The sequence below is a fragment of the Leclercia sp. UBA5076 genome (genome assembly GCF_002416465.1).
In the GTDB taxonomy this organism is placed as follows: Bacteria; Pseudomonadota; Gammaproteobacteria; order Enterobacterales; family Enterobacteriaceae; genus Enterobacter.
Genome location: NZ_DIAO01000003.1, coordinates 20,769 through 41,295, shown reverse-complemented (window position 1 = coordinate 41,295; position 20,527 = coordinate 20,769). Strand labels below are relative to the sequence as shown.

18 protein-coding genes are annotated in these 20,527 nt (G+C 54.0%); 14 read left to right on the top strand and 4 right to left on the bottom strand.

What is annotated here, in order from left to right; genetic code table 11:
• Positions 1–69: 69 nt before the first annotated feature.
• Together degP and cdaR are read left to right on the top strand one after the other, a co-directional pair.
• Positions 70–1,497, top strand: coding sequence for a serine endoprotease DegP (degP, locus tag B3X29_RS01920; protein ID WP_103178329.1), 1,428 nt, complete (start codon positions 70–72; stop codon positions 1,495–1,497).
• Between the two features lie 159 nt (positions 1,498–1,656).
• Complete coding sequence (gene cdaR / locus B3X29_RS01915; protein WP_103178330.1) at positions 1,657–2,814, top strand: DNA-binding transcriptional regulator CdaR; 1,158 nt, start codon at positions 1,657–1,659, stop codon at positions 2,812–2,814.
• 91 nt (positions 2,815–2,905) lie between these two features.
• Here the strand turns inward: cdaR and B3X29_RS01910 are convergent, their stop codons facing one another.
• The 4 genes from B3X29_RS01910 to map all read right to left on the bottom strand — a co-directional run bounded on the left by B3X29_RS01910 (position 2,906) and on the right by map (position 7,794).
• Positions 2,906–3,295 carry a DUF3461 family protein gene (locus B3X29_RS01910; RefSeq protein WP_032616607.1) on the bottom strand — a complete coding sequence of 130 codons (390 nt, stop codon included), beginning with the start codon at positions 3,293–3,295 and terminating at the stop codon, positions 2,906–2,908.
• Between the two features lie 111 nt (positions 3,296–3,406).
• On the bottom strand, positions 3,407–4,231 hold the full coding sequence (gene dapD, locus B3X29_RS01905) for a 2,3,4,5-tetrahydropyridine-2,6-dicarboxylate N-succinyltransferase (RefSeq protein WP_008501915.1): 825 nt from the start codon (positions 4,229–4,231) through the stop codon (positions 3,407–3,409).
• 30 nt (positions 4,232–4,261) lie between these two features.
• Positions 4,262–6,937, bottom strand: coding sequence for a bifunctional uridylyltransferase/uridylyl-removing protein GlnD (gene glnD / locus B3X29_RS01900; RefSeq protein WP_103181030.1), 2,676 nt, complete (start codon positions 6,935–6,937; stop codon positions 4,262–4,264).
• A 62-nt stretch (positions 6,938–6,999) separates the two neighbouring features.
• Positions 7,000–7,794, bottom strand: coding sequence for a type I methionyl aminopeptidase (map, locus tag B3X29_RS01895; protein WP_103178331.1), 795 nt, complete (start codon positions 7,792–7,794; stop codon positions 7,000–7,002).
• A 320-nt stretch (positions 7,795–8,114) separates the two neighbouring features.
• On the opposite strand from map, the gene rpsB reads away from it, so the two are divergent.
• The 12 genes from rpsB to fabZ all read left to right on the top strand — a co-directional run bounded on the left by rpsB (position 8,115) and on the right by fabZ (position 20,527).
• Positions 8,115–8,840 carry a 30S ribosomal protein S2 gene (gene rpsB / locus B3X29_RS01890; RefSeq protein ID WP_103178332.1) on the top strand — a complete coding sequence of 242 codons (726 nt, stop codon included), beginning with the start codon at positions 8,115–8,117 and terminating at the stop codon, positions 8,838–8,840.
• A gap of 117 nt (positions 8,841–8,957) precedes the next feature.
• Positions 8,958–9,809 carry a translation elongation factor Ts gene (tsf, locus tag B3X29_RS01885; protein ID WP_103178333.1) on the top strand — a complete coding sequence of 284 codons (852 nt, stop codon included), beginning with the start codon at positions 8,958–8,960 and terminating at the stop codon, positions 9,807–9,809.
• A 149-nt stretch (positions 9,810–9,958) separates the two neighbouring features.
• Positions 9,959–10,684, top strand: a complete 726-nt coding sequence (pyrH, locus tag B3X29_RS01880; RefSeq protein WP_032616613.1) for a UMP kinase — start codon at positions 9,959–9,961, stop codon at positions 10,682–10,684.
• 168 nt (positions 10,685–10,852) lie between these two features.
• Positions 10,853–11,410, top strand: coding sequence for a ribosome recycling factor (frr, locus tag B3X29_RS01875; RefSeq protein WP_103178334.1), 558 nt, complete (start codon positions 10,853–10,855; stop codon positions 11,408–11,410).
• Positions 11,411–11,502: 92 nt separating this feature from the next.
• Positions 11,503–12,702 (top strand): 1-deoxy-D-xylulose-5-phosphate reductoisomerase, encoded by a 1,200-nt coding sequence (gene ispC, locus B3X29_RS01870; RefSeq protein ID WP_103178335.1) that lies wholly within the window; start codon positions 11,503–11,505, stop codon positions 12,700–12,702.
• A gap of 185 nt (positions 12,703–12,887) precedes the next feature.
• Complete coding sequence (gene ispU, locus B3X29_RS01865; protein WP_159339965.1) at positions 12,888–13,646, top strand: (2E,6E)-farnesyl-diphosphate-specific ditrans,polycis-undecaprenyl-diphosphate synthase; 759 nt, start codon at positions 12,888–12,890, stop codon at positions 13,644–13,646.
• Positions 13,647–13,658: 12 nt separating this feature from the next.
• Positions 13,659–14,516, top strand: a complete 858-nt coding sequence (gene cdsA, locus B3X29_RS01860; RefSeq protein WP_039030306.1) for a phosphatidate cytidylyltransferase — start codon at positions 13,659–13,661, stop codon at positions 14,514–14,516.
• A gap of 11 nt (positions 14,517–14,527) precedes the next feature.
• On the top strand, positions 14,528–15,880 hold the full coding sequence (rseP, locus tag B3X29_RS01855; protein WP_103178338.1) for a sigma E protease regulator RseP: 1,353 nt from the start codon (positions 14,528–14,530) through the stop codon (positions 15,878–15,880).
• Positions 15,881–15,909: 29 nt separating this feature from the next.
• A complete protein-coding gene (gene bamA, locus B3X29_RS01850) occupies positions 15,910–18,327 on the top strand; it encodes an outer membrane protein assembly factor BamA (RefSeq protein WP_103178339.1) in 2,418 nt (805 codons plus the stop codon).
• A gap of 118 nt (positions 18,328–18,445) precedes the next feature.
• Entirely contained in the window at positions 18,446–18,940 is a 495-nt protein-coding gene (skp, locus tag B3X29_RS01845; protein ID WP_103178340.1) for a molecular chaperone Skp, read from the top strand.
• Between the two features lie 3 nt (positions 18,941–18,943).
• Entirely contained in the window at positions 18,944–19,969 is a 1,026-nt protein-coding gene (gene lpxD / locus B3X29_RS01840; protein ID WP_103823301.1) for a UDP-3-O-(3-hydroxymyristoyl)glucosamine N-acyltransferase, read from the top strand.
• A 102-nt stretch (positions 19,970–20,071) separates the two neighbouring features.
• Positions 20,072–20,527 carry a 3-hydroxyacyl-ACP dehydratase FabZ gene (fabZ, locus tag B3X29_RS01835; protein ID WP_007373234.1) on the top strand — a complete coding sequence of 152 codons (456 nt, stop codon included), beginning with the start codon at positions 20,072–20,074 and terminating at the stop codon, positions 20,525–20,527.

The window sequence follows — 20,527 nt, the reverse complement described above, 5'->3', positions numbered from 1 at the left end:
CTAAGCGCAGCAAAACGAATCTGATATACACAGCAATTGTGCGTGACCTGTAAATCGAGATTAAGAAACATGAAAAAAACCACTTTAGCAATGAGTGCACTGGCTCTGAGTTTAGGATTAGCGTTGTCTCCACTGTCTGCTAGCGCAGCGGAGACCGTATCGTCGGCCGCCACTGCACAGCAGATGCCAAGCCTGGCGCCGATGCTGGAAAAAGTGATGCCATCGGTGGTCAGTATCAATGTCGAGGGCAGCACCACCGTCAACACGCCACGCATGCCACGTAACTTCCAGCAGTTCTTCGGCGATAACTCGCCGTTCTGCCAGGACGGTTCACCGTTCCAGAGCTCTCCATTCTGCCAGGGCGATGGCGGCGGTAACGGCGGCGGCCAGCAGCAGAAGTTTATGGCGCTGGGCTCTGGTGTCATCATCGATGCCGCCAAAGGCTACGTCGTCACCAACAACCACGTGGTGGATAACGCCACCAGCATTAAGGTACAACTGAGCGACGGGCGTAAGCTCGACGCCAAAATCGTCGGGAAAGATCCTCGCTCTGATATCGCCCTGATTCAGATTCAGGATCCGAAAAACCTGACCGCGATTAAGCTCGCCGACTCTGACGCGCTGCGCGTGGGGGATTACACCGTGGCTATCGGTAACCCGTTCGGTCTGGGTGAGACGGTCACCTCTGGTATCGTTTCTGCCCTTGGCCGTAGCGGTCTGAACGCAGAAAACTACGAAAACTTTATCCAGACGGATGCGGCGATTAACCGCGGTAACTCCGGTGGTGCGCTGGTCAACCTGAACGGTGAGTTGATCGGGATTAACACCGCGATCCTCGCCCCGGACGGCGGCAACATCGGCATTGGCTTCGCTATCCCAAGTAACATGGTGAAAAACCTGACGGCGCAAATGGTTGAGTTTGGTCAGGTTAAGCGCGGTGAGCTGGGTATTCTGGGCACCGAGCTGAACTCCGAGCTGGCGAAAGCCATGAAGGTTGATGCCCAGCGCGGTGCCTTTGTCAGCCAGGTCATGCCAAACTCCTCCGCAGCGAAAGCGGGGATCAAGGCCGGTGACGTGATCACCACCCTGAACGGCAAACCGGTAAGCAGCTTCGCGGCACTGCGTGCGGAAGTGGGCTCCATGCCGGTAGGCAGCAAAGTGACCCTGGGTCTGCTGCGTGAAGGTAAACCGGTTAATGTGAACCTGGAACTGCAGCAGAGCAGCCAGAATCAGGTGGATGCCGGCACCATCTTCAGCGGCATCGAAGGTGCGGATATGAGCAACAAAGGCCAGGATAAAGGCGTGTCGGTGGACAACGTTAAAGCCAACAGCCCGGCTGCCCGTATCGGCCTGAAGAAAGGGGATGTGATTATCGGCGCCAACCAGCAGCCGGTTAAGAACATCGCTGAACTGCGCAAAATCCTCGACAGCAAACCGTCGGTACTGGCGCTGAATATCCAGCGTGGCGACACCTCTCTCTATCTGCTGATGCAGTAATCCGTTCAGCCCCTGCTTCCCTACGGAAACAGGGGCTTTTTTCTGCCTTTCTGTGAACCCTTCCACAAGTCCATACTTCTCCCTGTGAGTTTGTGCATTTGCACAATGCGGCACTGATTAATCTTCCTTATGCTTGAGCTCTGCTCAGAGGAGGGCGACATGGCTGGCTGGCATCTTGATACCAAAATGGCGCAGGATATTGTGGCGCGAACAATGCGCATCATCGACACCAATATCAACGTGATGGACGCACGTGGCCGGATCATCGGCAGTGGCGATCGCGAGCGTATTGGGGAATTGCACGAAGGTGCACTGCTGGTGCTCTCCCAGGGGCGCGTGGTGGATATTGATGACGCGGTGGCGCGACATCTGCACGGTGTGCGGCAGGGGATCAACCTGCCGCTGCGCCTTGAGGGCGAAATTGTCGGGGTTATCGGGCTGACCGGTGAGCCGGAATCTTTGCGCAAATATGGCGAGCTGGTCTGTATGACGGCGGAGATGATGCTGGAGCAATCCCGCCTGATGCACCTGCTGGCGCAGGACAGCCGCCTGCGTGAAGAGCTGGTCATGAACCTGATCCAGGCGGAAGAGCATACCCCGGCATTAACGGAGTGGGCTCAACGCCTGGGTATCGACCTTAACCAGCCCCGCGTTGTAGCGGTCATTGAGGTCGATAGCGGGCAGCTGGGCGTCGATAGCGCCATGGTGGAGCTGCAACAGCTGCAGAACGCGCTGGCCACGCCGGAGCGCAATAACCTGGTGGCGATCGTCTCGTTAACGGAAATGGTGGTGCTGAAACCGGCGTTAAACCAGTTTGGCCGCTGGGATGCAGAAGATCATCGTCGCCGCGTGGAGCAGCTGATTGCGCGGATGAAAGAGAACGGGCAGCTGCGTTTTCGTGTGGCATTAGGTAACTATTTTACCGGTCCGGGAAGCATCGCCCGCTCCTGGCGCACGGCCCGAACCACGATGATGGTCGGCAAGCAGCGTATGCCGGAAAGCCGCAGCTATTTTTACCAGGATTTGATGTTGCCGGTGCTCCTCGACAGCCTGCGCGGCGGCTGGCAGGCCAACGAACTGGCGCGTCCGCTGGTGCGTCTGAAAGCGATGGATAACAACGGCCTGCTGCGGCGCACCTTACAGGCATGGTTCCGTCATAACGTACAGCCACTGGCGACCTCAAAAGCGCTCTTTATTCATCGTAATACGCTGGAGTACCGCCTGAACCGGATATCGGAGTTAACGGGGCTGGATCTGGGGAATTTTGACGACCGTCTGTTGCTGTATGTGGCCTTGCAGTTGGACGAGCAGCGGTAATTTTTGCCCGGTGGCGTTGCGCTTACCGGGCCTACAAAACCCGGGAGTAGGCCGGGTAAGGCGAAGCCGCCACCCGGCACACAGGAACGGCTTATTTGTTACGGGTCAGCTTCTCAAGATCCGCTTCGATTTCCGTGATCTTGTGGGCAACCACGCTTTCCAGATGACGCAGGTCATCCAGGATCTTACGCTTCAGATCCACTTCAGTGCGATCGCGCTGGCAAATCTGATCCAGTTCATCGATCACATAGCGCAGATTTGGGCTGATCTCCTGCACCTCTTTGTAACCCTGGCCGATGCCATCGGCAACGACAGTTTTACGCTGGCGCGGGTACTTGAACTTTACACTTTTGGCGAAGAACTCGCCCTTATCCTTGTGAAAATAGATTTTCAGGATATCGTTATTGGCTTCCTGACGGAGGCTGTAACGGTCAATTTCATCAGGATTAGTAATGCCCAGACTTTTCAGATTATCGTACATAGCGGTACCCTTGATCTCAACATAACCCATGAATAATTCACGAAAAAATCTATTTTCGCCACCCTCAGATATAAAAAAAGCGGGGTCGCCCCCGCTTTTTGTTATACCCGATTAATCGATGGTGCGCAGTAGTTCGTTGATACCAACTTTGCCGCGAGTTTTCGCATCGACTTTTTTAACGATCACCGCACAGTACAGGCTGTATTTGCCATCTTTAGAAGGCAGGTTGCCGGATACCACCACGGAGCCCGCCGGAACGCGACCGTAATGCACTTCACCGGTTTCACGATCGTAAATACGGGTGCTCTGGCCGATGTAGACGCCCATGGAGATCACGGAACCTTCTTCTACGATCACGCCTTCAACCACTTCGGAGCGTGCGCCGATGAAGCAGTTGTCTTCGATAATGGTCGGATTAGCCTGCAGCGGCTCAAGAACCCCACCGATACCCACGCCGCCAGAGAGGTGGACGTTTTTACCGATCTGCGCACAGGAGCCAACGGTCGCCCAGGTATCTACCATGGTACCTTCGTCAACGTAAGCACCGATGTTAACGTAAGAAGGCATCAACACGGTGTTGCGGGCAATGAATGCACCCTGACGAACGGCTGCTGGTGGCACCACGCGGAAGCCTTCTTTCTGGAAACGCGCTTCGTCGTAATCGGCGAATTTCATCGGGACTTTATCGAAGTAGCGGCTTTCCGCACCGTCGATAACCTGGTTATCGTTAATACGGAAAGAGAGCAGTACCGCTTTCTTCAGCCACTGGTGAGTGACCCACTGACCGTCGATCTTTTCGGCTACACGCAGCGCGCCGGAATCAAGCAGAGAAATAACCTGATTAACCGCCTCGCGGGTCACGGTATCCACATTTGCCGGAGTAATTTCGGCGCGACGCTCAAAAGCGGACTCAATAACGTTCTGTAACTGCTGCATAGTTCAACTCTTTCCAGGTAAAAAAAAACATCACCCTTTATCGTTTGGATTGAGGGCTGCTGTCAACCGTTGTTGCACTTCCTGTTGCAGGGCATTATTAAGCCCACGACGGTCGGCGGTGGCGATTATAAATAAATCTTCTACTCGCTCGCCAATGGTTGTAATTCTGGCGCCATGCAGCGAAATTCCCAGATCCGCAAAAACCTGCCCGACCCGGGCCAGCAGCCCCGGCTGGTCGAGGGCGATCAGCTCGAGAAACGATTTCCGGTCGGTATGGGTGGGCAGGAAATTGACCTCGGTATCGACGGTAAAGTGGCGCAGTTTTGCCGGTTGCCGACGGGGCTGCGGCGGCTGCCAGCTGCGCTGGGTGATCGCCTGCTCCAGCCCGAAGCGGATCGGCTCGTGACGATCGGCAGACAGCGGGCTGCCGTCCGGCTCCAGCACAATAAAGGTATCCATCGCCATGCCGTCGCGGGTGGTGAAAATCTGCGCGTCATGCACGCTGAGGTTACGTCTGTCGAGTTCCGCACAGACGGCGGCGAACAGGTAAGGGCGGTCGGGGCTCCAGATGAAGATCTCTGTTCCCCCACGGGTCGCCTGCGGGCTCAGCAGGATCAGCGGTTTCGTCAGATCGTGCTGCAACAGATGGCGCGCATGCCAGGCCAGCTGGTTTGGGCTGTGGCGCACAAAATAGTTGGCGCGGCAGCGGGCCCAAATCTGATGCAGCGCCTCTTCATTAATATTCTCCATCCGCAGCAGCGCCAGAGCCTGCATCTGATGATGGCGCACGCGTTCGCGCATGTCCGGGGTGCTCTGCATGCCGCGACGCAGCTGTTTCTCGGTGGCGAAATAGAGCTCGCGCAGCAGGCTCTGCTTCCAGCTGTTCCACAGCGTCTCGTTGGTGGCGCAAATATCGGCTACCGTCAGGCAGACCAGGAAGCGCAGGCGGTTTTCCGTCTGCACCTCTTCGGCAAACTGTTTGATTACCTCAGGATCCTGAATATCGCGCCGCTGGGCGGTGACCGACATCAGCAGATGATGACGGACCAGCCAGGCGACCAGCTGGGTTTCGCGCGAATTGAGCCCGTGTAGTTCGGCGAATTTCAGCACGTCCTCCGCACCGAGGATCGAGTGGTCGCCGCCGCGCCCTTTGGCGATATCGTGGAACAGGGCGGCAATCAGGATCAGCTCCGGGTTGGTGAGACGAGGCCAGAGTTCAACGCAGAGTGGGTGACGGCTGCGCACCTCCTCCTGGGCGAAGCTCTCCAGCTTCAGCATCACGCGGATGGTGTGTTCATCAACGGTATAGGCATGGAACAGGTCAAACTGCATCTGGCCGACGATATGCGACCACTGCGGCATATAGGCCCAGAGCACGCTGTGACGGTGCATTGGCAACAGCCCGCGGCTTACCGCACCCGGATGACGCAACATGCTCAGAAAAAGCGACCGCGCTTCCGGAATGTAGCACAGCGGCTGAGTGAGATGGCGGCGGGCATGGCGCAGATGGCGCAGGGTGGTGGAGTAGATCCCGGTGATGGTGCTGTTACGCACCATGGCGTAAAACATCCGCAGGATCGCTTCCGGCTTGCGGATGAACAGCGTCTCGTCACGCAGGTCGATCAGCGTGCCCCGCAGCTGAAACTCATCGTCGATCGGACGCGGTTTTTCATCGGCGGTCAGGGCGAGGATCGCCTCATCAAACAGCTGCAATAGCATCTGATTAAGCTCCCCCACGCGACGGGTAACGCGGAAGAAATCTTTCATCATCTGCTCGACCGGCTCGTTGCCTTCGCCGCTGTAGTGCAGGCGCTGGGCGACGCTTAACTGACGATCGAACAGCAGGCGGTTGTCGTAGCGGGTCACTTCGAGATGCAGGGCAAAACGGATGCGCCACAGCAGGTGCAGGCACTCATTTAGCTCGTTACGCTCCGCTTCGGTGAGAAAACCAAAACCGACCATCTCATCGAGCGAAGTGGCGCCGAAATGGCGACGGGCCACCCACTGCAGGGTATGAATATCGCGCAGGCCGCCGGGGCTGCTTTTGATGTCCGGCTCCAGGTTGTAGCTGGTACCGTGGTAGCGCTGGTGGCGCACCTGCTGTTCATCGACTTTGGCGGCGAAGAACTTCTCCGATGGCCAGAACCCCTCGCTGAAAATATGTTTTTGCAGCTCAAGAAACAGCGCCACGTCGCCAATCAGCAGACGCGATTCAATCAGGTTGGTGGCGACGGTGAGATCGGATAACCCCTCCAGCAGACACTCTTCCAGGGTACGTACGCTGTGGCCGACTTCCAGCTTGACGTCCCACAGCAGGGTCAACAGTTCGCCCACTTTTTGCGCCTGCTCGTCAGGCAGCTTTTTGCGGCTCAGGATCAGCAGATCGATATCCGACAGCGGGTGCAGCTCGCCACGACCATAGCCGCCAACGGCCACCAGCGCGACGTCGGCCAACTGGCCAAAACCGTAATCAATCCACAAACGCTGCAGAAGCTGATCGATAAATTCCGTGCGCGCCTCAATCAGCGCTTCGGCGGAGATCCCGCTGTCAAAGGCCTCGCCCAGCCAGCGCTGGAAAGTGTCGATATGCGCTTTAATACCCGCGCACGTCAGCTCGGCCGTGGGCCAGACGCCGGGGTTATCCGGCTGACCAGGAAGGGTGGGGAGTGCCGTATTGGCATACTGTTCGGGTAAAAGGTTACTCATTGCGCGCCACCCATAAGAAAAAACGATAGCCATTAAAAAAGCCGGCATTTGCCGGCTTCTTATCATGCGTCTTGCGAGAGTATCGCCGGGATGGTGTCATCCTTGCGTAACGTCAGAATTTCGCAGCCGTTGTCTGTCACCACAATAGTATGCTCGTACTGGGCAGACAAGCTCCGGTCTTTGGTTTTAACCGTCCAGCCATCCTTCATGGTACGGATGCGGTAATCGCCGGAGTTGACCATCGGCTCGATGGTGAAGGTCATGCCCGCCTGCAGCACCACGCCGCCGTCATCAGCATCATAGTGCAGAACCTGCGGCTCTTCGTGGAAGACCCGGCCAATACCGTGACCGCAGTATTCGCGCACCACAGAGAAACCCTGGGCTTCAACGAATTTCTGAATCGCCGCACCGAGAGTACGCAGGCGAATGCCCGGCTTAACCATCTTCAGCGCCAGATAAAGGCTCTCCTGGGTCACCTTGCACAGGCGCTCACCCAGAATGGTTGGTTTGCCGACGATGAACATCTTAGAGGTGTCACCGTGGTAGTCATCTTTAATGACGGTCACGTCGATGTTAACGATGTCGCCATCTTTCAGCAGTTTTTCGTCATCCGGAATGCCGTGGCACACCACTTCATTAATAGAGATGCAGACGGATTTCGGGAAGCCGTGATAGCCGAGGCAGGCGGAGACCGCATGCTGCTCGTTCACGATATAGTCGTTACAGATGCGATCCAGTTCGCCTGTGCTAACGCCCGGCTTAACGAACGGCTCGATCATTTCCAGCACTTCAGCGGCCAGACGACCGGCGACGCGCATCTTTTCAATTTCTTCAGGTGTCTTAATAGAGATAGCCATGTAATCTGTCCATCGGTGTCGTTTTTTCGACAATACTAGTCTAAGTGTTGTCAATGGTAACAGTCAGGCGCACATGCTGCCAAACTGAGATTCCTTTACCGCACACACCGCCAACAATTGTTGGTTTCGGGTAGCGATTTGTGATATAAAGCGCGCCGGACTTCCGATCCATTTCAGATACACAGGATGGACGGGAGCGACAAATCTCACTTTGTGTAACAACACACACGTATCGGCACATATTCCGGGGTGCCCTTTGGGGTCGGTAATATGGGATACGTGGAGGCATAACCCCAACTTTTAAATAGAGGTTTTAAAACATGGCAACTGTTTCCATGCGCGACATGCTCAAGGCTGGTGTTCACTTCGGTCACCAGACCCGTTACTGGAACCCGAAAATGAAGCCTTTCATCTTCGGCGCACGTAACAAAGTTCACATCATCAACCTTGAGAAAACTGTACCAATGTTCAACGAAGCCCTGGCTGAGCTGAACAAGATCTCTTCCCGTAAAGGTAAGATTCTGTTCGTTGGTACTAAGCGCGCTGCAAGCGAAGCTGTGAAAGAAGCTGCTAACAGCTGCGACCAGTTCTTCGTGAACCATCGCTGGCTGGGCGGTATGCTGACTAACTGGAAAACCGTTCGTCAGTCCATCAAGCGCCTGAAAGATCTGGAAACCCAGTCTCAGGACGGTACTTTCGAAAAGCTGACCAAAAAAGAAGCGCTGATGCGCACTCGTGAGCTGGACAAGCTGGAAAACAGCCTGGGCGGTATCAAAGACATGGGCGGCCTGCCGGACGCACTGTTCGTTATCGATGCTGACCACGAGCACATCGCAATCAAAGAAGCTAACAACCTGGGTATCCCAGTATTCGCAATCGTTGATACCAACTCCGATCCGGACGGTGTTGACTTCGTTATCCCGGGTAACGACGATGCAATCCGTGCTGTTAGCCTGTACCTGAGCGCTGTAGCTACTACCGTTCGTGAAGGCCGTTCCCAGGATCTGGCTTCTCAGGCGGAAGAAAGCTTCGTAGAAGCTGAATAATAAGGTTCTACCCCTTATTAGTACCGTGTATGAATAGGGGCCCATTACCGGCCCCTTTTTTCAATTTATACTGTTTGGCCGCAGGCCGGGCAGTTCACATCTCCCGAGGATTTTAGAATGGCTGAAATTACCGCATCCCTGGTAAAAGAGCTGCGTGAACGTACTAGCGCAGGCATGATGGAGTGTAAGAAAGCGCTGGTTGAAGCTAACGGCGACATCGAGCTGGCTATCGAAAACATGCGTAAATCCGGTGCGATCAAAGCAGCTAAGAAAGCAGGCAACGTTGCTGCTGACGGCGTGATCAAAACCAAAATCGAAGGCAACTTCGGCGTGATTCTGGAAGTTAACTGCCAGACTGACTTCGTTGCTAAAGATGGTGGTTTCCAGGCATTCGCTGACAAAGTACTGGACGCAGCTGTTGCAGGTAAAGTGACTGATGTTGAAGTCCTGAAAGCACAGTTCGAAGAAGAGCGCGTTGCGCTGGTAGCGAAAATCGGTGAGAACATCAACATCCGCCGTGTTGCTATCCTCGAAGGTGACGTTCTGAACAGCTACCAGCACGGTGCACGTATCGGTGTTCTGGTTGCGGCTAAAGGCGCTGACGAAGAGCTGGTTAAACAGCTGGCAATGCACGTTGCTGCAAGCAAGCCAGAATTCGTTAAGCCAGAAGACGTCTCTGCTGAAGTGGTAGAAAAAGAGTACCAGGTTCAGCTGGACATCGCCATGCAGTCTGGCAAGCCAAAAGAGATCGCAGAGAAAATGGTTGAAGGCCGCATGAAGAAATTCACCGGCGAAGTTTCTCTGACTGGTCAGCCATTCGTTATGGATCCAAGCAAATCTGTTGCGCAGCTGCTGAAAGAGCACAACGCTGACGTAACTGGCTTCATCCGCTTCGAAGTGGGCGAAGGCATCGAGAAAGTTGAGACTGACTTCGCAGCAGAAGTTGCTGCAATGTCCAAGCAGTCTTAATCAGCGAAAAGAAGCCGCCTGAGGGCGGCTTCTTTTTGTGTACGGCAGTGTAATTCAGCCAGACGCCTATAGAGTCTGTGTTGAGATGCGATATATCATGTCGCCAGAATTAACCTCATCTTAATCGTTGACAGTCCCAGGAAAGAAATATGGCTACCAATGCAAAACCTGTTTACAAACGTATTCTGCTTAAGCTGAGTGGCGAAGCGCTGCAGGGGTCGGAAGGCTTCGGTATTGACGCAAGCATCCTTGACCGCATGGCGCAGGAGATCAAAGAACTGGTTGAACTGGGCATCCAGGTTGGCGTAGTCATTGGCGGTGGTAACCTTTTCCGTGGTGCAGGGCTGGCAAAAGCTGGCATGAACCGCGTTGTGGGCGATCACATGGGTATGCTGGCAACGGTCATGAATGGCCTGGCAATGCGTGATGCCCTGCATCGTGCCTATGTGAATGCGCGCCTGATGTCCGCTATTCCTTTGAATGGCGTCTGTGATAACTACAGCTGGGCCGAAGCGATCAGCCTGCTGCGCAATAACCGCGTGGTGATCCTCTCCGCCGGTACGGGTAACCCGTTCTTTACGACCGATTCCGCAGCCTGCCTGCGCGGTATCGAAATCGAAGCCGATGTGGTGCTGAAAGCCACTAAAGTGGATGGCGTGTTTACTGCCGATCCGGCAAAAGATCCTGCGGCGACCATGTACGATCAGCTGACCTATAGCGAAGTACTGGATAAAGAGCTGAAAGTGATGGATCTTGCCGCCTTCACGCTGGCTCGCGACCACAAATTGCCGATTCGTGTCTTCAACATGAATAAGCCTGGCGCGCTGCGTCGCGTTGTAATGGGCGAAAAAGAAGGCACTTTGATCACGGAATAATTTCCGTCGACGATAAATACAGGTAAGATTCCGCTCTACTTTCTATGGGTTTCTTACCTGGACACGCCCCGGGCGTTGTCATGAATTAAACGGGACTATACTTAGCACATCATTAACGGTGGTGCTGGCGGATAGTCTGCCTGAGACAAGTTTTCAAGGATTCGTAACGTGATTAACGACATCAGAAAAGATGCTGAAGTACGCATGGATAAATGCGTCGAAGCGTTCAAAAACCAAATCAGCAAAATTCGTACAGGCCGTGCTTCCCCAAGCCTGCTGGACGGCATCGTGGTGGAATACTACGGCACGCCGACTCCACTGCGTCAGCTGGCTAACGTGACGGTCGAAGATACCCGTACGCTGAAAATCAACGTCTTTGACCGCTCTATGGGCCCGGCCGTTGAGAAAGCGATCATGGCCTCCGATCTGGGTCTGAACCCAAGCTCAGCCGGTACAGACATTCGCGTTCCACTGCCACCGCTGACCGAAGAGCGTCGTAAAGACCTGATCAAAGTGGTACGTGGCGAAGCCGAGCAGGGCCGTGTTTCCGTACGTAACGTTCGCCGCGACGCGAACGATAAAGTGAAGGCGCTGCTGAAAGAGAAAGAGATCAGCGAAGACGACGATCGCCGTTCCCAGGACGACGTTCAGAAACTGACCGACGCCGCTATCAAGAAAATTGACGCGGCGCTGGCAGAAAAAGAAGCAGAACTGATGCAGTTCTGATTTCTGTCGTAATCTGATAAAACGCCGTACAGAAGGCCTTTGGGCTTTGCTGGCGGCGTTTTGCTTTTCTGGTTCACTTTTCCGGGCATCTCATGAAGCAATTAACACTCCTTGGCTCAACCGGTTCAATTGGTTGCAGCACTCTCGATGTTGTTCGCCATAATCCAGACCACTATGCGGTGGCCGCCCTTGTCGCAGGCAAAAACGTTCATCGTATGGTGGAACAGTGTCTGGAGTTCACCCCGCGCTACGCGGTGATGGATGATGAAGCGAGCGCCCGGCAGGTTAAGGCGTTGCTGGCGGAGAAGGGCAGCCGTACCGAGGTGCTGAGCGGGCCAGAGGCCGCCTGTGAAATGGCCGCGCTGGACGACGTCGACCAGGTCATGGCCGCTATCGTCGGCGCGGCGGGGTTACTGCCTACGCTTGCAGCGATCGATGCCGGAAAATCCGTTTTGCTGGCCAATAAAGAGTCGTTGGTAACCTGTGGCCGCCTGTTTATGGACGCCGTGAAGCGCAATGGCGCGCGCCTTTTGCCGGTAGATAGCGAACATAACGCGATTTTTCAGAGTTTACCGCAACCCTTTCAGGAGAACCTGGGGTACGCTGATCTCGAGCAGAATGGCGTCTCTTCTATCCTGCTTACCGGGTCTGGTGGCCCGTTCCGTGACACGCCGCTGTCTGAACTGGTCTCAATGACTCCGGATCAGGCATGCCGTCATCCGAACTGGTCGATGGGGCGTAAAATCTCCGTTGATTCGGCCACCATGATGAATAAAGGTCTGGAATATATTGAAGCCCGCTGGTTATTTAACGCCTCGGCAGCGCAGATGGAAGTGTTGATTCATCCCCAGTCGGTGATCCACTCCATGGTGCGTTATCGTGATGGCAGCGTGATGGCGCAGTTAGGTGAACCTGATATGCGCACGCCTATCGCCCATACGATGGCCTGGCCAAACCGCGTAAGCTCAGGCGTTAAGCCACTCGATTTTTGCAAGCTGAGTGCGCTGACGTTTAGCGCGCCTGATTATCAGCGTTATCCATGTCTGAAGCTGGCAATGGAGGCCTTCGAGCAGGGGCAAGCGGCGACGACCGCACTTAACGCGGCGAACGAAATCGCTGTCGCCGCCTTCCTCGAAAAGCAGATCCGCTTTACGGATATCGCTGCGCTGAACCTGTCTGTGCTTGAGGCGATGGATCTACGCGAACCGCAAAGTGTGGATGACGTATTGACCGTCGACGCGAAAGCGAGGCTCACGGCGCAAAAAGCGGTGACGCACCTCGCAAGCTGGTGATAATCCACCCGCAGGTGGTCTTGCTATTTGTTAGCGTTGGGCTTCAGTGATATAGTCTGCGCCACCTGATTGCGGGTAGTTGACGTTCTGTGGTCAGGTAAGCCGTGGTATGACACGGCTTTTTTACGTAAAGGCTTCAGTATTCCTGAGTACCGTTAAATCCTTTCAGGGACCAAAAACGCGTTATGTTGTCTGCGAACCAACCAATAAGCGAAAACTTGCCGGCTCATGGCTGTCGTCATGTAGCAATCATCATGGATGGCAATGGCCGCTGGGCGAAAAGACAAGGGAAGATCCGAGCCTTTGGGCATAAAGCTGGGGCGAAATCTGTGCGCCGCGCGGTTTCTTTTGCCGCCAATAACGGCATTGACGCGTTAACGCTCTATGCTTTCAGCAGTGAAAACTGGAATCGACCTGCGCAGGAAGTTAGCGCGTTGATGGAATTGTTCGTGTGGGCGCTAGACAGCGAAGTAAAAAGCCTGCACCGCCACAACGTTCGCCTGCGTATTATCGGCGATACCAGTCGTTTTAACTCACGTCTGCAGGAACGCATTCGTAAAGCGGAGGCGTTGACCGGGCAAAATACCGGCTTAACGCTCAATATCGCTGCGAATTATGGCGGACGTTGGGATATTGTCCAGGGTGTGCGGCATTTGGCTGGACAGGTTCAGGAAGGGCTCTTAAGGCCGGACCAGATTGATGAAGAGGCGCTGAGCAAGCAAATCTGCATGAGTGAACTGACACCCGTGGATTTAGTAATTAGGACAGGGGGAGAACATCGCATCAGTAACTTTTTGCTGTGGCAAATTGCCTATGCCGAACTTTACTTTACAGATGTTCTTTGGCCCGATTTTGATGAACAAGACTTTGAAGGTGCGCTGCATGCCTTTGCCAATCGAGAGCGTCGTTTCGGTGGTACCGAGCCTGGTGGCGAAAACGCCTGATGGGGGTAGCTTTTGCTGAAGTATCGCCTGATTTCTGCGTTTGTTTTAATACCTGTTGTCATCGCGGCGCTGTTTTTACTGCCTCCGGTGGGATTTGCGATTGTCACACTGGTCGTTTGCATGCTGGCGGCGTGGGAATGGGGACAGCTTAGCGGCTTTACCTCGCGTTCCCAGCGGGTATGGCTGGCGGTGCTGTGCGGCCTGATGCTGGCGCTGATGCTCTTCATGCTGCCAGAGTACCATCACAATATCCATCAACCGATCATTGCAGGTTCGCTCTGGCTTTCGCTGGGATGGTGGCTGGCAGCGTTGCTGCTGGTGCTCTTCTATCCGGGCTCGGCCTCGCTGTGGCGTAACTCGAAAGTGCTGCGCCTCTGCTTTGGGCTATTTACCATCGTTCCTTTCTTCTGGGGAATGCTTGCCCTCCGCACCTGGCATTATGACGATAACCCATACAGCGGCGCGTTATGGCTGCTTTATGTCATGATTCTCGTCTGGGGGGCTGACTCTGGCGCCTATATGTTTGGTAAACTGTTTGGCAAACATAAGCTGGCCCCGAAAGTCTCTCCGGGTAAAACCTGGCAGGGCTTTATCGGTGGTCTGTTTACGGCGGCGATTATCTCCTGGGGTTACGGCGTATGGGCCAACCTCGAGGTCGCACCGGCAACATTATTGGTCTGTTCAATTGTCGCAGCGCTGGCTTCCGTGCTGGGTGATTTGACCGAGAGTATGTTTAAGCGTGAAGCAGGGATCAAAGACAGTGGCAATCTCATTCCAGGGCACGGTGGTATCCTGGATCGCATAGACAGCCTGACGGCGGCAGTACCCGTGTTTGCCTGCCTGTTTTTGCTGGTGTTTGGGACGATTTAACGGAAGGTTTTATGCTTAGCATTCTCTGGAATCTGGCGGCATTCATTGTTGCACTGGGTGTACTTATCACGGTGCATGAATTTGGCCATTTCTGGGTTGCTCGGCGCTGTGGCGTGCGTGTTGAGCGCTTTTCCATTGGCTTTGGTAAAGCGCTCTGGCGTCGTACCGATCGCCACGGCACAGAATTTGTTATTGCCCTCATCCCCTTAGGCGGCTACGTCAAGATGCTGGATGAACGCGTAGAGTCGGTTGCTCCTGAAATGCGCCACTACGCGTTCAACAACAAAACTGTTGGTCAGCGCGCCGCTATCATTGCTGCCGGTCCGGTTGCAAATTTCATCTTTGCCGTCTTTGCTTACTGGCTGGTGTTTATTATCGGTGTCCCTGGCGTTCGTCCGGTTGTTGGTGAAATTACACCCAACTCCATCGCGGCAAGCGCGCAAATTAATCCGGGGATGGAACTTAAAGCAATTGATGGCATCGAAACCCCTGACTGGGATGCCGTTCGGTTACAACTGGTCGCCAAAATTGGCGATGAGAGAACCACCGTCAGCGTGTCATCTTTCGGTTCAGAGCAACGTCAGAATAAAATTCTGGATTTGCGCCACTGGACCTTTGAGCCGGACAAGGAAGATCCTGTTGCGGCATTAGGTATCCGGCCGCGCAGCGCGCAGATTGAACCGGTACTGGCTGAAGTCCAGGCTGATTCAGCAGCGCGTAAAGCAGGTTTGCAAGCTGGCGACAGGATCGTTAAAGTCGATGGTCAGCCTTTAACGCAATGGATGACCTTTGTTACTCTGGTGCGTGATAATCCAGGAACGCCGCTGGCGCTGGAGATAGAAAGGCAGGGGAGTCCGCTCTCCTTAACGTTGATTCCGGATACCAAGCCGGGCGGCGGAAAGGCTGAAGGGTTCGCAGGCGTGGTGCCTAAAGTGATCCCGCTGCCTGATGAGTACAAGACAATACGCCAGTATGGGCCGTTCAGCGCCATCCTTGAAGCCACGGATAAAACATGGCAATTGATGAAGCTGACCGTGCAGATGCTGGGGAAATTGATTACCGGTGATGTAAAACTGAACAACCTCAGTGGGCCGATCTCGATCGCTCAGGGGGCTGGGATGTCAGCAGAGTTCGGGGTGATTTACTATCTGATGTTTCTTGCGCTCATTAGCGTGAACCTCGGGATAATCAACCTGTTCCCACTTCCCGTTTTAGACGGGGGCCATCTGCTGTTTTTAGCGATAGAGAAGCTAAAAGGCGGGCCGGTATCCGAGCGAGTTCAAGACTTTAGTTATCGCATTGGTTCGATTTTACTGGTGCTGTTAATGGGGCTTGCACTTTTCAATGATTTCTCTCGGTTGTAAGAGAGTGTTAGGAAGAACGCATAATAACGATGGCGATGAAAAAGTTGCTCATAGCGTCGCTGCTGTTTAGCAGCGCGACCGTATACGGTGCTGACGGGTTCGTAGTGAGAGATATTCATTTCGAAGGCCTTCAGCGAGTCGCCGTTGGTGCGGCCCTCCTCAGTATGCCAGTGCGCCCAGGCGACACGGTTAATGATGAAGACATTAGTAATACCATTCGCGCCCTGTTTGCCACTGGCAACTTTGAGGACGTTCGCGTTTTGCGCGATGGTGATACGCTACTGGTTCAGGTGAAAGAGCGCCCGACAATTGCGAGCATCACCTTCTCCGGCAACAAGTCGGTGAAAGACGATATGCTCAAGCAGAACCTTGAGGCCTCTGGCGTTCGCGTTGGCGAATCCCTGGATCGCACCACCCTCTCTGATATTGAGAAAGGGCTGGAAGATTTCTACTACAGCGTCGGTAAATACAGCGCCAGCGTGAAAGCGGTTGTCACGCCGCTGCCGCGTAACCGTGTCGATCTGAAACTGGTCTTCCAGGAAGGTGTTTCCGCGAAGATTCAGCAGATCAACATCGTTGGTAACCATGCATTCAGCACCGATGAACTGATCTCAACGTTCCAGCTGCGTGATGAAGTGCCGTGGTGGAACGTTGTTGGCGACCGTAAGTATCAGAAACAGAAACTGGCGGGCGATCTCGAAACCCTGCGCAGCTACTACCTGGATCGCGGTTACGCCCGTTTCAACATTGACTCGACCCAGGTCAGTCTGACTCCGGACAAGAAAGGCATCTACATTACCGTTAACATCACTGAAGGCGATAAGTATACGCTTTCGGGCGTTGAAGTAAGCGGTAACCTCGCGGGCCATTCTGCAGAGATTGAGAGCCTGACCAAACTGCAGCCGGGTGAACTCTATAGCGGTTCCAAAGTCACCAAAATGGAAGACGGCATTAAGAAGCTGCTCGGCCGTTATGGTTACGCTTACCCGCGCGTTCAGACCCAGCCTGAAATCAACGATGCGGATAAAACCGTTAAGCTACACGTCAACGTCGATGCGGGTAACCGTTTCTACGTGCGTAAGATCCGCTTTGAGGGTAACGATACCTCCAAAGATTCTGTCCTGCGCCGCGAAATGCGCCAGATGGAAGGGGCGTGGCTGGGCAGCGACCTGGTTGATCAGGGTAAAGAGCGTCTGAACCGTCTGGGTTACTTCGAAACGGTGGATACCGACACCCAGCGTGTGCCAGGTAAACCGGATCAGGTTGATGTCGTTTACAAGGTTAAAGAGCGTAACACCGGTAGCTTTAACTTTGGTGTCGGTTACGGCACAGAAAGTGGCGTTAGCTTCCAGGTGGGTGTACAGCAGGATAACTGGTTAGGTACGGGCTACTCCGTGGGTATCAACGGTACCAAGAACGACTACCAGACTTACTCTGAGCTCTCCGTGACTAACCCTTACTTCACCGTTGATGGTGTGAGTCTGGGCGGCCGTATCTTCTATAACGACTTTAAAGCGGATGATGCGGACCTGTCTTCGTATACCAACAAAAGCTACGGCGTTGATGGTACGCTCGGTTTCCCGGTTAACGAATATAACACCCTGCGTGCGGGCTTAGGTTACGTCCATAACGACCTGTCGAACATGCAACCGCAGGTGGCAATGTGGCGTTATCTGGACTCTATCGGACAGTCTGCCAGCACCTCGAATGATGATAACGGTTTTGCCGCAGATGACTTCACCTTCAACTATGGCTGGACGTACAACCGCCTCGACCGTGGTTTCTTCCCGACCGAAGGTTCGCGCGTCAACCTGAACGGTAAAGTGACCATTCCGGGCTCGGATAACGAGTTCTACAAGGTTACGCTGGATACCGCCTCCTACTTCCCGATCGATGAAGACCATAAATGGGTGGTTCTGGGTCGTACACGCTGGGGCTACGGCGATGGTTTAGGTGGCAAAGAGCTGCCATTCTATGAAAACTTCTATGCGGGTGGCTCAAGTACCGTACGTGGCTTCCAGTCCAATAACATTGGTCCGAAAGCAGCCTACTACGGCGGTAACGACGAAGATAACTGCGATAAGTCTTCATCAAGCGAAGTATGTAGCTCCGACGATGCAGTAGGCGGTAACGCCATGGGTGTTGCCAGCCTGGAGTTTATTACCCCTACGCCGTTTATCAGCGATAAGTATGCCAACTCCGTTCGTACCTCCTTCTTCGTGGATGCGGGTACCGTATGGGATACTAACTGGGAAAATACCAGTGCGACCAGGGCTGCAGGTATTCCGGACTACAGCGATCCGAGCAATATTCGTATGTCTGCGGGTCTCGCACTACAATGGATGTCACCGCTGGGGCCGTTGGTCTTCTCTTACGCCCAGCCGTTTAAGAAATATGATGGAGACAAGGCGGAGCAGTTCCAGTTTAACATTGGTAAAACCTGGTAATTGTCCGTCGCAAAGGAATGCGTTGGCAGTGTAGCGCTGACAACTGGCGATCGCAGGATCGCCTTGCCACGCAAAGAACGGTACCTTCGGGTGCCAATGGGATGGTAAGGAGTTAATTGTGAAAAAGTGGTTATTAGCTGCAGGTCTCGGTTTAGCGATGGCAACTTCTGCTCAGGCAGCGGACAAAATTGCAATCGTCAATATGGGTAACTTGTTCCAGCAGGTTGCGCAGAAAACAGGTGTTTCTGCCAAGCTGGAGAGCGAGTTCAAAGGCCGTGCAAGCGAACTGCAGGGTATGGAAAACGATCTGCAATCCAAAATGCAGCGTCTGCAGCGCGATGGTTCTACCATGAAAGCGAGCGAACGTAGCAAACTGGAAAAAGACGTAATGGCTCAGCGTCAGACTTTCTCTCAGAAAGCGCAAGCTTTTGAGCAGGATCGTCAACGTCGTTCTAACGAAGAGCGCGGCAAGCTGGTTACCCGTATCCAGTCCGCTGTGAAAGCTGTAGCTGCCGATCAGAGCATCGATCTGGTTGTTGATGCCAACGCCGTTGCATTCAACAGCAGCGATGTTAAAGACATCACCGCTGATGTCCTGAAACAGGTTAAATAAGTAATGCCTTCAATTCGACTCGCTGATTTAGCTCAGCAGTTGGATGCAGAATTACACGGTGATGGCGATATCGTCATCACCGCTGTTGCGTCCATGCAATCTGCTAAAGCAGGCAATATCACCTTCATGGTAAGCCCTAAGTACCGTGAACATCTGGCGCTTTGCCAGGCGTCTGCTGTCGTCATGACGCAGGACGATTTGCCGTTTGCCGCAGGTGCTGCGCTGGTAGTGAAGAACCCCTACCTGACGTATGCCCGTATGGCACAAATTCTGGATACCACGCCGCAGCCGGCGCAAAACATCGCACCCAGTGCGGTGATTGACCCAACGGCGCAGCTGGGTAACAACGTATCAATTGGTGCAAATGCGGTTATCGAATCAGACGTCGTGCTGGGCGATAACGTGGTCATCGGTGCCGGTTGCTTCGTCGGTAAAAAAACAAAAATTGGTGCAGGCTCTCGCCTGTGGGCCAATGTCTCTGTTTATCATGAGATCGAAATTGGCGAAAACTGCCTGATCCAGTCCAGTACTGTTATCGGTTCGGATGGTTTCGGTTACGCCAACGATCGTGGTAACTGGGTTAAGATCCCGCAGCTTGGCCGGGTGATCATCGGCGATCGCGTCGAAATCGGTGCATGCACGACTATTGACCGTGGTGCGCTTGATGACACGATCATCGGTAATGGTGTTATCATCGATAACCAGTGCCAGATTGCACATAACGTTGTGATTGGCGACAATACTGCCGTTGCCGGTGGCGTTATTATGGCGGGCAGCCTGAAGATTGGCCGTTACTGTATGATTGGCGGCGCCAGCGTCATTAACGGGCATATGGAAATATGCGATAAGGTTACGGTTACCGGTATGGGCATGGTTATGCGTCCAATCACCGAACCGGGCGTCTACTCTTCAGGCATTCCGTTGCAGCCTAACAAAGTGTGGCGTAAGACTGCAGCCCTGGTGATGAATATTGATGATATGAGCAAGCGCCTCAAGGCCATTGAGCGCAAAATCGATCAACAAGACTAAGCGTTCACCCGTTTAACGCACACTTCCCGGCCTGTCGGCTTTCTTATAAACCGGCAGGCCGTGTTATTATTGCCATTCAGATATTTTGACAGGAAGAGTATTTTGACTACTGACACTCATACTCTGCATATTGAAGAGATTTTAGAACTTCTGCCGCACCGCTATCCGTTTTTGCTGGTAGACCGTGTGCTGGATTTTGAAGAAGGTCGTTTTCTGCGCGCAGTGAAAAATGTTTCTGTAAACGAGCCATTCTTCCAGGGGCATTTCCCTGGGAAGCCTATCTTCCCGGGCGTATTGATCCTGGAAGCGATGGCTCAGGCTACCGGTATTCTGGCGTTTAAAAGCGTTGGGAAGCTGGAGCCAGGTGAGCTCTATTACTTCGCAGGTATCGACGAAGCGCGCTTCAAGCGCCCGGTCGTGCCTGGTGATCAGATGATCATGGAAGTGACTTTTGAAAAAACGCGTCGCGGCCTGACTCGCTTCAAAGGCGTAGCTCTGGTTGACGGCAAGGTTGTTTGCGAAGCTACCATGATGTGTGCGCGTAGCCGGGAGGCCTGA

Bases quoted from the DNA above. Each gene is read 5' to 3' on its own strand.
- cdaR (WP_103178330.1), top strand. From the start codon at position 1,657: ATGGCTGGCTGGCATCTTGATACCAAAATGGCGCAGGATATTGTGGCG.
- map (WP_103178331.1), bottom strand. From the start codon at position 7,794: ATGGCTATCTCTATTAAGACACCTGAAGAAATTGAAAAGATGCGCGTC.
- ispC (WP_103178335.1), top strand. From the start codon at position 11,503: ATGAAGCAATTAACACTCCTTGGCTCAACCGGTTCAATTGGTTGCAGC.
- pyrH (WP_032616613.1), top strand. From the start codon at position 9,959: ATGGCTACCAATGCAAAACCTGTTTACAAACGTATTCTGCTTAAGCTG.
- degP (WP_103178329.1), top strand. From the start codon at position 70: ATGAAAAAAACCACTTTAGCAATGAGTGCACTGGCTCTGAGTTTAGGA.
- rpsB (WP_103178332.1), top strand. From the start codon at position 8,115: ATGGCAACTGTTTCCATGCGCGACATGCTCAAGGCTGGTGTTCACTTC.
- tsf (WP_103178333.1), top strand. From the start codon at position 8,958: ATGGCTGAAATTACCGCATCCCTGGTAAAAGAGCTGCGTGAACGTACT.
- glnD (WP_103181030.1), bottom strand. From the start codon at position 6,937: ATGAGTAACCTTTTACCCGAACAGTATGCCAATACGGCACTCCCCACC.
- rseP (WP_103178338.1), top strand. From the start codon at position 14,528: ATGCTTAGCATTCTCTGGAATCTGGCGGCATTCATTGTTGCACTGGGT.
- lpxD (WP_103823301.1), top strand. From the start codon at position 18,944: ATGCCTTCAATTCGACTCGCTGATTTAGCTCAGCAGTTGGATGCAGAA.
- ispU (WP_159339965.1), top strand. From the start codon at position 12,888: ATGTTGTCTGCGAACCAACCAATAAGCGAAAACTTGCCGGCTCATGGC.
- dapD (WP_008501915.1), bottom strand. From the start codon at position 4,231: ATGCAGCAGTTACAGAACGTTATTGAGTCCGCTTTTGAGCGTCGCGCC.
- B3X29_RS01910 (WP_032616607.1), bottom strand. From the start codon at position 3,295: ATGTACGATAATCTGAAAAGTCTGGGCATTACTAATCCTGATGAAATT.
- bamA (WP_103178339.1), top strand. From the start codon at position 15,910: ATGGCGATGAAAAAGTTGCTCATAGCGTCGCTGCTGTTTAGCAGCGCG.